Annotated in this window: 9 protein-coding genes; 4 read left to right on the plus strand and 5 right to left on the minus strand. The window is 49.2% G+C overall.

Features of this window, described 5'->3' with window-relative positions; all coding sequences use genetic code 11:
- Positions 1-75: 75 nt before the first annotated feature.
- On the plus strand, positions 76-1,086 hold the full coding sequence (locus OQ477_RS17050; RefSeq protein ID WP_265973314.1) for an NAD(P)/FAD-dependent oxidoreductase: 1,011 nt from the start codon (positions 76-78) through the stop codon (positions 1,084-1,086).
- A 54-nt stretch (positions 1,087-1,140) separates the two neighbouring features.
- On the opposite strand, the gene cobA is transcribed toward OQ477_RS17050, so the two are convergent.
- From cobA to nirB, 5 genes are all read right to left on the minus strand, one after another.
- A complete protein-coding gene (gene cobA, locus OQ477_RS17055) occupies positions 1,141-2,580 on the minus strand; it encodes a uroporphyrinogen-III C-methyltransferase (RefSeq protein WP_265973315.1) in 1,440 nt (479 codons plus the stop codon).
- A 66-nt stretch (positions 2,581-2,646) separates the two neighbouring features.
- On the minus strand, positions 2,647-2,967 hold the full coding sequence (gene nirD, locus OQ477_RS17060) for a nitrite reductase small subunit NirD (protein ID WP_265973316.1): 321 nt from the start codon (positions 2,965-2,967) through the stop codon (positions 2,647-2,649).
- Between the two features lie 20 nt (positions 2,968-2,987).
- Positions 2,988-5,405, minus strand: a complete 2,418-nt coding sequence (gene nasD / locus OQ477_RS17065; protein ID WP_265973318.1) for an NADPH-nitrite reductase — start codon at positions 5,403-5,405, stop codon at positions 2,988-2,990.
- Between the two features lie 119 nt (positions 5,406-5,524).
- Complete coding sequence (gene nasC, locus OQ477_RS17070) at positions 5,525-7,657, minus strand: assimilatory nitrate reductase catalytic subunit NasC (RefSeq protein WP_265973319.1); 2,133 nt, start codon at positions 7,655-7,657, stop codon at positions 5,525-5,527.
- The gene (gene nirB / locus OQ477_RS17075) at positions 7,650-9,977 is read right to left on the minus strand and encodes a nitrite reductase large subunit NirB (protein ID WP_265973320.1); all 2,328 of its coding nucleotides are present in this window, start codon (positions 9,975-9,977) and stop codon (positions 7,650-7,652) included. The genes nasC and nirB overlap by 8 nt, the downstream gene beginning before the upstream one ends.
- Before the next feature lie 181 nt (positions 9,978-10,158).
- Between nirB and OQ477_RS17080 the strand changes: the two genes are divergently transcribed.
- The 3 genes from OQ477_RS17080 to OQ477_RS17090 all read left to right on the plus strand — a co-directional run bounded on the left by OQ477_RS17080 (position 10,159) and on the right by OQ477_RS17090 (position 13,955).
- Positions 10,159-11,364 carry an MFS transporter gene (locus OQ477_RS17080; protein ID WP_014416869.1) on the plus strand — a complete coding sequence of 402 codons (1,206 nt, stop codon included), beginning with the start codon at positions 10,159-10,161 and terminating at the stop codon, positions 11,362-11,364.
- A 187-nt stretch (positions 11,365-11,551) separates the two neighbouring features.
- Positions 11,552-12,754 (plus strand): GTP-binding protein, encoded by a 1,203-nt coding sequence (locus OQ477_RS17085; protein WP_265973322.1) that lies wholly within the window; start codon positions 11,552-11,554, stop codon positions 12,752-12,754.
- Positions 12,755-12,818: 64 nt separating this feature from the next.
- Complete coding sequence (locus OQ477_RS17090) at positions 12,819-13,955, plus strand: zinc-dependent alcohol dehydrogenase (protein WP_265973324.1); 1,137 nt, start codon at positions 12,819-12,821, stop codon at positions 13,953-13,955.
- The last annotated feature ends 3 nt before the right edge of the window (positions 13,956-13,958 follow it).

Consider the following 13,958-nt stretch of genomic DNA (forward strand, 5'->3'; position numbering starts at 1 on the left):
TATGTGTTATACTTTCATTGATATTGATTCTCAATTAAAAATGTTGAAGTATAGATATAAACGGGAGGCAGAACGATGGCGGAAAATCATGAGGTGTATGACGTCACGATTATAGGCGGTGGCCCGATCGGCCTGTTTGCGGCTTTTTATTGCGGGATGCGTGAGCTGAAAACGAAAGTGATCGAGTTTTTGCCGCGGCTCGGAGGGAAAGTGTCTATGTTTTTCCCTGAAAAAATCATCCGTGATATCGGCGGAATACCTGGGATTGTCGGAGAACAGCTGATTAAGCAGCTGAAGGAACAGGCTGCGACATTTAAGCCGGATATCGTGTTGAATCAGCGGGTGACCGGATTTGAACGGCTGGAAGACGGAACCATTGTGCTGGAAAGTTCCAAAGGGGAAAAGCACTATACACGCACGGTGATTTTGGCCGTCGGCATGGGAACGCTTGAGGTCAATGAACTTGACAGCGCGGATGCGAGCCGTTATTCGGGAAAGAACCTTCATTATAAGGTGGAGAAGCTTGATTCGTTTCGAGATAAGCATGTCGTGATTTCCGGAGGAGGAGATACCGCGGTTGACTGGGCGAATGAGCTGGAACCGATTGCGGCGTCTGTTACCGTCTTGCACCGCAGGGAGGAGTTCGGCGGTTTGGAAAGCAGCGTGGCGAAAATGAAGCGGTCTTCCGTGCGGGTGCTTGCGCCGTATCGACTGAAGCATCTCAACGGCACCGGAGAACGGATCGAGAGCGTCACCATTTGCCGAACTGAGTCCGGACTTTCTGAAGTCATCAAGCTTGATGAGCTCATTATCAACCACGGGTTTAAAATTGATCTCGGTCCGATGAAGGACTGGGGGCTTGAGATAGAAGAAGGCAGAATTAAAGCTGACAGACATATGCGGACGAATCTTCCGGGCGTGTTTGTCGCCGGTGACGCCGCCCATTATGAAAGCAAGCTCAGATTGATTGCCGGCGGTTTCACGGAGGGGCCGACCGCCGTGAACAGCGCCAAAGCCTATTTGGACCCGCAGGCGGATCAGATGGCGATGTATTCGACTCACCATAAAAAATTGGTGACACAATAAAAAAGGGCTGACCCCCGATGTTGAGCCTGGGGGTCAGAAAAGCATTCCGGCGTATCAGCTGTGAACCAGCATGTCTTTCATTTCATTTCGTATAAACGCAAATAACTGTTCCTGATTTTTCACGGCGGTAAACCCGCAGCCGGCGGGGACGTCTTCGCCCATGCAGATGACGGGAGGGCGGTTTGCTGACGGATCCGGTGATATGCCGATTTGTTTTCCGGCGCTGATCAAATGCTGAGCGGATTCTTTGCCCGTACAGATAATCATTTGCAGAGGAGACTCACTGATCGTGCGTTCGATCATGGAAGTGAACCGCTCATCCGCGATATGTTCATGGGTGATATAAAAAGAGCATGATTTTGAGTCTGACAAGTTTTCTGCTGCTTGACGGCTTCCTACAATGAGTGAATGCGGAGAATCAATTTGACATTCGGATAGGAGAAAGCCCCGTTTTGTCAGTTCCGTCTTTGCGGCCTCAGTCGCCGCATTCAGGGTTGCGGTCACCCGGCGGATGTCGATCTGCTTGAAAGCCAGTGTGTCAAAGAATTCGCATACCGCAAGGCGCGATGTGAAAGATATATGTTCAAAGGTGCTGATCTGTTTCAGGATGTTTTCGTTTGCGGGCATTTTTTTAACGATCCGCTTCGGCCATTCAATAACATCGGCGCCATACTCGCGCAGCTTGTTTGTCAATGTATGTTCTTCATCGCCATGAGTGACAACCATGATATGCCGCCCGATGAACGGTTTGCTTTCAAACCAGCTGTGTGTTTGAAAATTGACAATATCACCGATGACGATAATGGCAGGGTTGGTGATGTTTTGGCTTTGAACTTTTTCATGGATATCCTGAAGCGTTCCTTTAACGCTTCGCTGCCGCCCCCACGTCCCCCATTGAATGACGAGTACGGGAACGGAAGGGGATTTTCCGTACTCCATAAGCTGCCGGCATATAAATGACAGATTTTTAACGCCCATGTAAAACACAAGCGTTTGAACGCTTCGGGCAAGCCCTTCCCAGTCGAGATTCGGCCTGCCTTGCAATGATGTATCATGAGCGGTGATCATCGCGAAGGACGAAGCGAAATCACGATGGGTGACGGGGACTCCCGCATACAGCGGCGCTGCGATTCCCGAGGTGATGCCGGGCACCATTTCGTAGCGGATGCCGTGCTGATGAAGCGCCTCCGCTTCTTCGCCGACTCTGCCGAACACACTTGGGTCTCCGCCTTTCAAGCGGACGACGGTGCAGCCCTCCGCCGCTTTTTCAATCAGCAGGGCATTTATCTCAGACTGTTTCATAAAATGGCGGTCGGGCAGCTTTCCACAATAAATGAACCGGCAGTCCGGTGAGGCATATTCAAGAAACTTTGGGTTTGCGAGCCGGTCATACAAAATGATATCCGCTTTCTCCAGAGCCTGTTTTCCTTTTACGGTGATCAGCCCCGGGTCTCCTGGTCCGGCACCGACAAAATATACGATTCCGTTTTTCATGATGGCGTCATCCCTTCAGCAATTTAAAAAATGAAGGACCACTTGAAAAAGTGATCCGGTCTTTGTTCAATACAGGAGGTATACATTCTCTCCTTCAATCAGTGTTTCGTATGTTTTGACACAGCCATGATCCGGCTCTTGGACTTTTCCGTCTTCTAAGGAGATTTTCCAGTCATGCATCGGGCAGAAGACGTATTCTCCGCTGACGATGCCTTCAGCCAGGACGCCCCCTTTATGGGGACAGCGGTTTTCGACGGCGCGCACGCTCCCGTCAGAAAGCTTAAAAACGGCAAGCTCTTTATCTTCTATATATACGGTTTTTCCTAACTCCTCGGGTAATTCGTCTACTCTGCCTATGCAAACCTTTGTCATATCTTTATTAACCATGTCCGTTCCCCCTTACTGTTTTATGAAGTCGTGACGACATTTTCGAATAGATCTTTAGAAGCTTTTTTATCTTTAAGGAAGTATTGCCACGGATCTTTGTGGACAGAGAGTGTCTCATTCATTCTGTCGTTGAGCTCCTGCCGTTTTTCCGGATCGTTTAATACGGATTGGACATGAGATAAACCGACGCGCTCAAGCCATGCGGATGTCCGCTCCAGATAGTTTGCCGTTTCTCTGTAGTACTGAAGGTAAGCCCCCGCATATTCTAAGACTTCTTCATTCGTTTTTACTTTCATCAGCAAATCACCGGCGCGCAAATGGGTTCCGCCGTTTCCGCCGACATAAAGCTCCCAGCCTCCGTCAATGCCGACAACGCCAAGGTCCTTAATGCCTGATTCCGCACAGTTCCGAGGGCAGGCGGACACGGCCATTTTGACCTTATGAGGCGTATTGAGCCCTTCGAATTTTTTCTCAAGCGCAATGCCCAGTGCCATGGAGTCTTGCGTGCCGAAGCGGCAGAATTGTTCGCCCACGCACGTTTTTACTGTGCGGAGTGTTTTTCCGTACGCGTAGCCTGACGGCATATCAAGCTCGGCCCATACTTTCGGCAGGTCTTCTTTTTTGACGCCGATGAGATCAATCCGCTGGCCGCCGGTCATTTTAACGAGCGGGATCTCATATTTGTCGACGACATCGGCGATCTTGCGGAGATCCTGAGAGTTGGTCACGCCGCCGTACATCCGCGGCACGACTGAGTATGTTCCGTCTTTTTGAATATTGGCGTGCATCCGTTCGTTCACAAAACGGGATGTTCTGTCATCCTCGTATGTAGCCGGATTAATCATGCCTAAGTAGTAGTTGAGGGCAGGACGGCATTTGGAGCAGCCCTCCGGCGTTTTCCAGCCGAGCACGTTCATGATTTCTCTTGTATGCGACAGCCCTTTGGCTTTGATTTCTTCTACGACTTCATCTCTCGACAGTGAGGTGCAGCCGCAAATCGCTTCTTTTTGCGCGGACGCGTCAAATTCTGAGCCCAGTGTATATTGAAGAATGTCTTCCACGAGCGGTTTACAGCCTCCGCAGGAACGGGATGCCCCGGTGCATGCTTTGATTTCGTCCGTTGATGTGCAGCCTTTTTCCTGAATGGCTTGAATAATCGCGCCTTTTGAAACGCCGTTGCATCCGCAGATGATTTCATCGTCGCTCATCGCCGCGGTCATGCTTGCGCCTGCTTCCTGGTCAAGAGGCTGTAAGATTGATATTTTGGAAGTTTCGGAGATATCGGCTTCTTTTTGAATCATAGAAAACAGGCGGCCGCCCTCGCTGCTGTCGCCGAACAAAACAGCGCCGACAATTTGATTGCCCCTCAGGACGATTTTTTTATAAATGCCGTCCTGCTCATCGAACACTTTAATCGCTTTTTTGTCCTCTGATTCGTCAAAGTCACCGGCAGAGAAGACTTCGACGCCTGATACCTTTAATTGAGTGGAGAGAACGGAGCCTTCATACGGTTTTGTTTCAATGCCGCAAATATGTTTGGCCAGCACTTTCGCCTGTTCATAGAGCGGCGCCACAAGACCGTATGCGATTCCGCGGTGCTCGGCACATTCACCGACCGCGTAAATGTGCGGAATGTCAGTCTGCATATAATCATTGACAATGATTCCGCGGTTTACCGGAATGCCGCTTTCTGTGCCAAGCTGTGTATTCGGGCGGATGCCGACCGCCATGACGACCAGGTCAGCTTCGATGCTTGTGCCGTCTTTGAAGCGTACGCCTTCGACACGGTCAGTACCGAGAATTTCTTCGGTTTGCTTTTCAAGGAAAAAGGTCATGCCTTGTTTTTCTAATTCGTTTTGCAGCAGGCGTCCCGCCGCTGCGTCAAGCTGGCGCTCCATCAGGAATGGGGCGAGGTGGATGACAGACACGTCCATTCCGAGATTCAGCAGTCCGCGTGCGGCTTCCAAACCCAGCAGTCCTCCGCCGATGACGGCTGCTTTTTTATATTGTTTTGACGCGGCGAGCATCGTGTCTGTATCTTTTATGTCCCGGAATGCCGTGACGCCTTGTTTGTCTGCGCCCGGAATCGGAAGGATAAAAGGGACAGAGCCCGTCGCCAGGATGAGTTCATCGTAAGGCTGGATTCTGTCTGCATCGGTGATGACGGTTTTGTTTTCCGTGTCGACTTTGATGACTGTTTCACCGGTATACAGCTGGATGTTGTTTTCTTTGTACCAGTTCCAATCGTTTAACGTAATGTCTTGAATGTCGGTATCGCCTTGCAGCACTTTTGACAGAAGGATTCGGTTATAGTTGGGATGAGGTTCGGCCCCGAATATTGTAATCTCGAATTCGTCTTTTGAAACACGCAGTATTTCTTCAATCGCTCTTACCCCGGCCATTCCATTTCCAACAAGGACTAGCTGTTTTTTTCCCATCAGATGATCCGCTCCTTATCTATGTTTTCTTTAGCGTAGCACAGCAAAAACAAATATTTAAGGTGCATGTTATGAAATGTAACAAAAAATACTAAAAAATCTAAAAATTTTATGAAAAATTATATAGGGCTGATTCGTACCGCGCACATCTTAAAACCGGGCATTTTACAGTCCGGATCCAAGGCTTCACCAATTAAATCGTTGACGTTTTGCGTGTCAGACCAATGGATGGGGACAAACAACGTGTCTTTTCGTACGTTCTCCGACCATCTGCTCCGGACGGTGATGCTGCCCCGGGGGGATTCTACTTTCACGAGAACACGGTCTTCGATATGATAGGCGGCTGCCGTTTTTGGGTGGATTTCCACAAAGGATTCGAAATGTCTTGCAGCCAGGGCGGAGCTTTTTCTCGTTTGGACACCCGTTAAGTAGTGAGACATCACCCTTCCCGTGGTTAAATAAAGCGGATAGCCGGCGCTCGGCTTCTCTTTCGGGACGGCCGGTTCATTTGGAATCACGCTTAATTCAGCTCTGTGATCGGGATGGGCAAATGAGTGCTCAAACAATCGCCCGGTTCCGGGGTGATCCGCTTCAGGACATGGCCACTGAATGCCGCCTTCCCTCCTGAGCCTGTCATAGGTGATGCCAGCGTAATCAGCAATTCCGCCGCGGCTCGCTTCTCTCAGTTCGTTAAAGATTTCCTCCGCTGACGTATAGGGAAAATAATGCCCTTTACCAAGAGCCGAGGCAACGTCACAGATAATCTGCCAATCATGTTTCGCTTCTCCGGGGCAGGTGCGGCTCGCTTCTCTTAATGTCACGCGGCCTTCTACATTTGTCATCGTGCCTTCGTCTTCCAAATAAGAGGAGGCGGGTAAAATCACATCTGCGAATGCCGCGGTCTCAGAAATAAATAAATCAACTGCGACAAAGAATCTCAGTTTCTTGATTGCTTGTTTGACGAAATTCGCATTTGGGCCGGAAACAGCCGGATTGGAACACATGAGAAACAGTCCTTTGATGTCGCCGCTATCTATTTTTTCTATCATTTCATAGGCTGAGACGCCTTTTCGCGGCAGCTCATCCTGATGAATCCCCCACACCTTCGCAATATACGCCCGGTGTTCTTCAATTTCGATAGAACGGTAGCCCGGAAGCTGATCCGCTTTTTGGCCGTGTTCTCTCGCGCCTTGTCCGTTGCCTTGACCGGTAATCGCCCCGTAACCTGAGAAGGGCTTGCCGATTTTTCCAGTGATCAGCACCATATTTAAGAAAGCTTTCACCGCCGCGGTACCGTCAGTCTGCTGTTCGATCCCCCGCGCTGTAAACAGCATGCCGGATGTTTCCTTGGCAAACTTCACGGCGGCCTTTCGCATATGCTCCAAAGGAACACTTGTCTGCTCGGAGATCTCTTTCAGATCCAAAGCGTCGGTATGCCGTTTGAGCTTATCGAATCCGTTTGTGCGTGTACGGATAAAGTCTTTGTCTGTAAGCTGTTCGTCAATGCAGATTTTGACGAGTCCGTTTGCCAGGGCGGCGTCTGTGCCGGGCTTGATTTTCAGGTGAAGATCGGCTATTTTGGTCGTCGCCGTTTCCCGGGGGTCAATAGCGATAATGTAAGCCCCGTTTTCTTTCGCTTTATCAAAATACGGCATGATCGTCGGCTGGCATTCGGCGATATTTGTGCCTGCCAGGATGATGACACGTGTATGCGGAATGGCCGATAATGGATTCGTCAGGCCCCTGTCCGCGCCGAATGTCTGGCCGGCCGCTGTTGCTGCGGCAGACATACAGAGCCGCCCGTTGTAATCGATGTATTTCGTCTGTAAGCCGACCCGTGCGAACTTTCCAAGCAGATAGGCTTCTTCATTTGTAATGGAGGCGCTCCCGTAGACGGCCATCGCATCATTGCCGTGTTCGGTTTGGATCAGATTGATTTGTTCCTTTATGCGATTCAGCGCTTCAGCCCAAGAGACAGGCACAAATTCACCGTTTTTTTTAAGCAGGGGGCGTGTAATGCGGGATGAGTGCACGGCATGCTGATGGGCATTCATGCCTTTTGTACATAAACGGCCATGTGTCGTCGGATTATCAATGCCGATTGCAGTGTATTTCTTTCGTGCCGCGAAGGTTTGTTCCGTAAGCTGCATTTTGCATTGCATGCTGCAGAACGGGCATTGCGTCTCATATGTTTTTTCCGATTGGATATCTTGCAGTTTGTCACGGAAATAACGGAGCATCGGTTCAGTCAAAAAGCTTCATCCTTTCGTATGGCGTTTTCCCGGCAGGCAGGTTTTGCAGCAGGGATATGTCTGAACTGAGATTTTTCAGAAGCTGTGTCCGCATATCTTCTTCAAACAGCATTTCTCTGATATGGACGAGGCCGAGTCTGTCAACCCATTGATAAATCGCTTCGTTGTAGTGAGCCGTTTCGCGATAATACTGAATAAGGCCTTTCATCATAGCGGCGGTACTGTCTTCGTTATTCGTCACACAAAAAAGGCTGCCGGCGCGGGCTTGTTTTCCGCGGACGCCCCCGATATAAATCTCCCAGCAAGTTTGTGTCTGAAGCGCGCCGATATCCTGAATGTAAGCATCGGTGCAATTGTTTTCACATGACAAACTGACGGATACATAAGCGGGGACGGCAAGCATGTCGGTATCTCGTTCAATCCTGCTTGCCAGTTCTTGAAAGGAGCGATGCTGTCCGCACGTACATGCTTTGATTTGAATCGTCCAGCGGTGCCGGGGGGAGAAAACCGGCATGTTCAGTGCTTTTCTGATGCTTGCAAGGTCATTTGGCCTGATTCCGGAAAGCCTCAGCCGGTGACTGTCAGTCATCGAAACGCCGGGGATGCCGTATTCTTCGATGACGTCTGCGATGTTTTTGAGCTCTGCCGCACTTGTCAGTCCGCCGTACATTTGCGGAATCAGGGTGCATGTCTCTTCTGCCGATATTTCATTGAACTGCATAAAATCAGGCCGCGTCCTTTCCAGGTAATAGTGAAGCGCCGGAATACAAATGCGGCAGCCGTTTTCTGTTTTCCAGCCGATCTCTTTCATTACCTCGGCGGCATCAGTGAACGGACGGCGCCGAAGTTCCACGATGACTTCTTCTTCCGTCAAATCGGTGCAGCCGCAAAACGAAGGCTGGCGGGAGGGTTTTGTGTAATCATCGCTCGCCATATACTTCAGCAAGTCTTCAACGAGCGGCCTGCATCCTCCGCAAGACCCGGACGCTTTTGTCATGTGCTTCACTTCCTCCGCGGTTTTTAAGCTATATTTGTTCACCGCTTCTTCAATGGAGCCCTTGGTCACTGAGCTGCATTGGCAAATGGTTTCATGGGGAGGCATGGATTCAAAGGATATACCGCCTTGATCCGGTTCCATGAGCTGTTTTTTCACGATGGAAATATCTCTTTGCTTCACAAGACTGTCGAGAAGCCGCTGTTTACCGCGCGTGTCCCCGAATAAAATAAAGCCGGCCGGTTTATCGTCCTCAAAGAGCACTTTTTTGTAGATGCCTGCATGCTCATCATGGAACAATATGCCGGCTGTGTGCTCATCCTCGTGCACCTTTCCTGCCGACCATACATCAATACCGGCTATTTTTAAGGCCGCAGATTGTGCAAAGCCTTGAAACCCTTCGCACGGAATACCGCATAGATGCTGTGCGAGCACTTTTCCCTGTTCATAAAGCGGCGCCGCCAATCCGTATACAATCCCGTCATGCTCTGCGCATTCACCGACGGCATACACATTCGGTTTGTTCGTCTGCATGAATTGATTGACGATGATTCCTCGGTTCACTGAAAGTCCGGCAGATGCAGCCAATCGGATATTGGGCCTCACACCGGCGGCCATGACAATCAGGTCTGCTTCTATGGAAGAACCGTCTTTGAAACGGATGCCTTCCGCCCGTGAGTTTCCTGTAATGGATGCTGTGTCTTTCTCTAAAAGAAAGACTAAGCCTTTTCGCTCCAGTTCTTTCTGCAGCAGATGGGATGCCGTTTGATCAAGCTGTTTTTGCATAATGGCGGAAGAGTGGTGAATGACGCTGACGTCCATGCCGAGCTGCCGTAAGCCGACGGCCGCTTCAAGACCTAATAAACCGGCGCCGATGACCGCCGCCTTTTGATACCGGCCGGCCGCATTGATAAGGGATTGGCAGTCCTCTATTGTCCGAAAGCTGTACACACCTTCTTTATCTGCTCCGGGTATGGGGAGAATATAAGGAGAGGAGCCCGTTGCCGCGATGAAATGATCGTAAGTCATGCTGCGCTTTCGATCCGTTGTGACAACCTGCCGTTCTGTATCAATGTCTACAACCGTTTCTCCCGTGTAAAGCGTAATTCCGTTTTTTTCGTACCATTCGCGGCTATTCAGCGTAATGTCATCAAGCGAAACCTCACCTTGTAAAACGGAGGATAAGAGAATGCGATTGTAATTGGGATGAGGTTCGGTTCCGAAAATAACAATCTCAAACATGTCACGGTTCATCTTTAAAATGTGTTCAATACAGCGGATTCCGGCCATTCCGTTCCCTGCTGCAATTAATCGTTGTTTCTTCATTCGCCAAACCTCCTTTGCAGCTGCCTGTAAGTTTTGCTTCTCTATGAGAAATTATGGCACATTGCCTGATTAACGCATTAAATGTGTCGCATTATCTTACACATGTCTTTTCCGGTGAATGCCGGTCATATATTCTTGATTCAGCAATTTGAAATGATAGAAGACCGGAAAGGAGAATGTTATGAAGCTGTCGGAATTAAAAACAAGCGGCCATCCGCTCACTCTGCTCTGTTCCTTCTTATATTTTGATGTGAGTTTTATGATTTGGGTCATGCTGGGGGCTCTCGGCGTTTATATTTCTCAGGATTTCGGGTTATCTTCTTTTGAAAAAGGGTTTGTCGTGGCTCTGCCGATCTTATCAGGATCTGTGTTTCGGATCATTTTAGGTGTGTTAACGGACAGGATCGGGCCGAAGAAAACAGCCGTGATCGGGATGCTGATCACGATGATCCCGCTGCTTTGGGGGGCATTCGGGGGCCGTTCTTTGACTGAGCTGTATGCGATCGGCATTCTGCTGGGCGTAGCGGGCGCAAGTTTTGCTGTTGCGCTTCCGATGGCGAGCCGGTGGTATCCGCCTCACTTGCAGGGGCTTGCGATGGGGATAGCAGGTGCCGGCAACAGCGGCACTTTGTTTGCGACATTGTTCGGTCCCCGCCTTGCAGAACAGTTTGGGTGGCACAGTGTAATGGGAATTGCGCTTCTTCCGTTGATGATTGTTTTTATACTGTTTATCGTCATGGCGAAGGACTCTCCTGCACAGCCCGCACCGCAGCCGCTTAAAAACTACCTTCACGTTTTCAGGCAGAAGGAGACATGGTGTTTCTGTCTTTTGTACGGCGTCACTTTCGGAGGTTTTGTGGGATTATCAAGTTTTTTGGCGATTTTTTTCGTTGATCAATATCAATTGTCAAAAATCCATGCCGGTGATTTCGTTACAATATGTGTCGCGGCGGGCAGTTTTTTTCGCCCAGCAGGAGGCTGGATTTCAGACCGTGCGGGAGGTGCGAAAGTTCTCGCTGTACTGTTTGTCATCGCGGCTCTGTGTATGGCGGGAGTCAGCAGCCTGCCTCCGCTTTCAACGGTGATCGTTCTGCTGTTTATCGGAATGATGGCGCTCGGTATGGGCAACGGAGCGGTATTTCAGCTTGTCCCTCAGCACTTTGCAAAAGAAATCGGAATGGTGACGGGGATCGTCGGAGCAGCCGGCGGCATAGGGGGTTTTTTCCTTCCGAATATTTTAGGATCATTGAAGCAGATGACGGGTACTTATGCGATCGGTTTTATCTCTTTTTCATGTATCGCATTGCTCGCATTTGTGCTTGTTCTGGCCGCAGGCTATTTTTGGAGAAAAAGCTATGGCACTGAAAACAGTCCTGCGGATGTTTAAGTTTGGGCGGAAGACACGTATGACAGCGTGTCTTTTTTATGATTTATCATTTTCACTTGATTTTAAACGGAGAATATATCAGAATAAATAGTAACGATTACGATTTATAACCATGTACATCATGATGAAAATAAGGCAGGTGCAGTATGTAAATCGTAATTATTCTATTTTGATAGGAGGCTATTTCATGAAAAAAATTCCGGTTACAGTATTGAGCGGCTATCTTGGTTCCGGAAAGACGACCGTTTTGAATCATATTTTACAAAACCGCAACGGTTTAAAAATTGCCGTCATCGTCAATGACATGAGCGAAGTAAATATAGACGCGGGCTTGGTGAAGCAGGGAGGCGGCTTGTCAAGGACGGATGAGAAACTCGTAGAATTATCCAATGGCTGTATCTGCTGCACGCTGCGTGAAGATTTATTAGTCGAAGTTGAGAAACTCGCGAAAGACGGCAGATTTGATTATATAGTGATTGAATCAACAGGGATCAGCGAACCGATTCCCGTTGCCCAGACATTTTCTTATATAGATGAAGAAATGGGTATTGATCTGACAACATTCTGCAGGCTGGACACAATGGTGACCGTGGTGGATGCAAACCGCTTCTGGCATGATTTCCAGTCCGGTGACAGCCTACTTGACCGGAAGGAAGCGGCGGGAGAAGAGGATGAACGGGTGATTGCCGATTTATTAATTGACCAAATCGAGTTTTGTGATGTGCTCATTTTAAATAAATGCGACATGGTGGGCGAAAAAGAGCTTGAACAGCTGGAAACAGTCCTTCGCGCATTACAGCCCCGTGCCAGACTGATCCGGTCCGTCCGCGGAGAAGTGCCCGCCGAATACATATTGAATACCGGTTTATTTGAGTTTGAGGAAGCGAGTTCATCAGCAGGATGGATAAAGGAACTGACGGCAGGTCATGAAGCGCACACTCCCGAAACGGAAGAGTACGGCATCACTTCGTTTGTGTACTCGCGGCGTCTGCCGTTTCATACCGTTCGTTTTGACAGCTGGCTGCATCAATCAATGCCTGACAACATTGTGCGCGCAAAAGGAATTGCTTGGTGCGCAACCCGCAACAGCCTTGCGCTGCTGATGTCTCAGGCGGGTCCGGCGGTTTCGATTGAGCCTGTTTCTTATTGGGTGGCGGCAATGCCGAAACTTGAGCAGGAGCAGATTAAACAGCAGGAACCGGAGATTCTGGAAGATTGGGACGACCAATTCGGAGACCGTCATACGAACCTGGTGTTTATCGGAACAGATTTAGATGAAGCAGCCATTACAAAGGAATTGGATCAGTGCCTGCTCACGCCGTCTGAGTTCGATTCCGATTGGTCGCAGCTTGAAGATCCTTTTCAATGGGATATTCAGCGGGCCGAATAACATACCGGCCAAGTTTAGAAGCAGGTGAAAAGGGAAGGAGTGATGAAAAAGGAGCTGACCAAGTGTGAAAGCACTGACATACCAAGGAAAAGAACATATGGAAGTGAAAGAAGTCCCGGCACCCGCCATTCAAGATGAGAGAGATGTCATCGTTCGAATCACCGCAACCGGGATATGCGGTTCAGACCTTCATTTACATAAAAACGGGATACCCGCCGATCCGGGTTATATCGTCGGGCATGAGCCGATGGGAATCGTTGAAGAAACGGGCAGTCAAGTCAAAAAGCTGAAAAAAGGCGACCGGGTCGTGATTCCTTTTAATATCGGATGCGGAGAATGTCATTATTGCAAGCACCAGATGGAAAGCCAGTGTGATGAATCTAATCCAAATCCTCATACAGATGCCGGCGGCTTATTCGGTTTTTCGGAGTTTAACGGTAATTATCCCGGCGGGCAGGCTGAATATTTACGTGTTCCTTATGCTGATTTCTCTTCTTTTCTGGTTCCGGCAGACAGTGAGCTTGAAGATGAGCAGGTGCTGCTTCTGTCAGATGTCATGCCGACCGCCTTTTGGAGCGTCCAGCACAGCGGAGTGAAAAAAGGGGATACAGTCGTGATTCTGGGATCAGGTCCGATCGGCTTAATGGCGCAAAAATTCGCGTGGAAAAAAGGAGCAAAGCGGGTTATCGCAGTCGATCAAGTCCCGCATCGCCTTGAACATGCGAGACGCATAAACGGAGCAGAGACCTTCAATTTTTCAGAACATGATGAGATCGGGAAACTGCTGCATGAACAAACGTCAGGGGGCGCGGATGTAGTGATTGATTGTGTCGGAATGGACGGCACGCCGCTTTCAAAAGAAAAAACAGAGCAAAAACCGAATCAGTTCGGAACGATCAGTCCGATTCTTACAGCATCAGAAGCCGTTAAGAAGTTCGGAACCCTGCAGCTCACGGGCGCATACATTTCTGAAGCGGACGGCTTTCCGCTCGGTGATTTTTTCACACGCAACGTTTCTTTAAAAATGGGCCAGGCACCCGTTATTCATCTGATGCCGATGCTGTATCAAATGATCGAACAAAATGAAATTGATCCGACGGATATCATTACACACAAAATGAGTCTTGCGGAAGCTCCTGCTGCATATGATATATTTGACAAAAAAGAAGATGGCAACATTAAAGTGATTTTAAAGCCATAGCGA

This window comes from Bacillus sp. ChL18, assembly GCF_026241425.1.
GTDB lineage: Bacteria > Bacillota > Bacilli > Bacillales > Bacillaceae > Bacillus > Bacillus velezensis.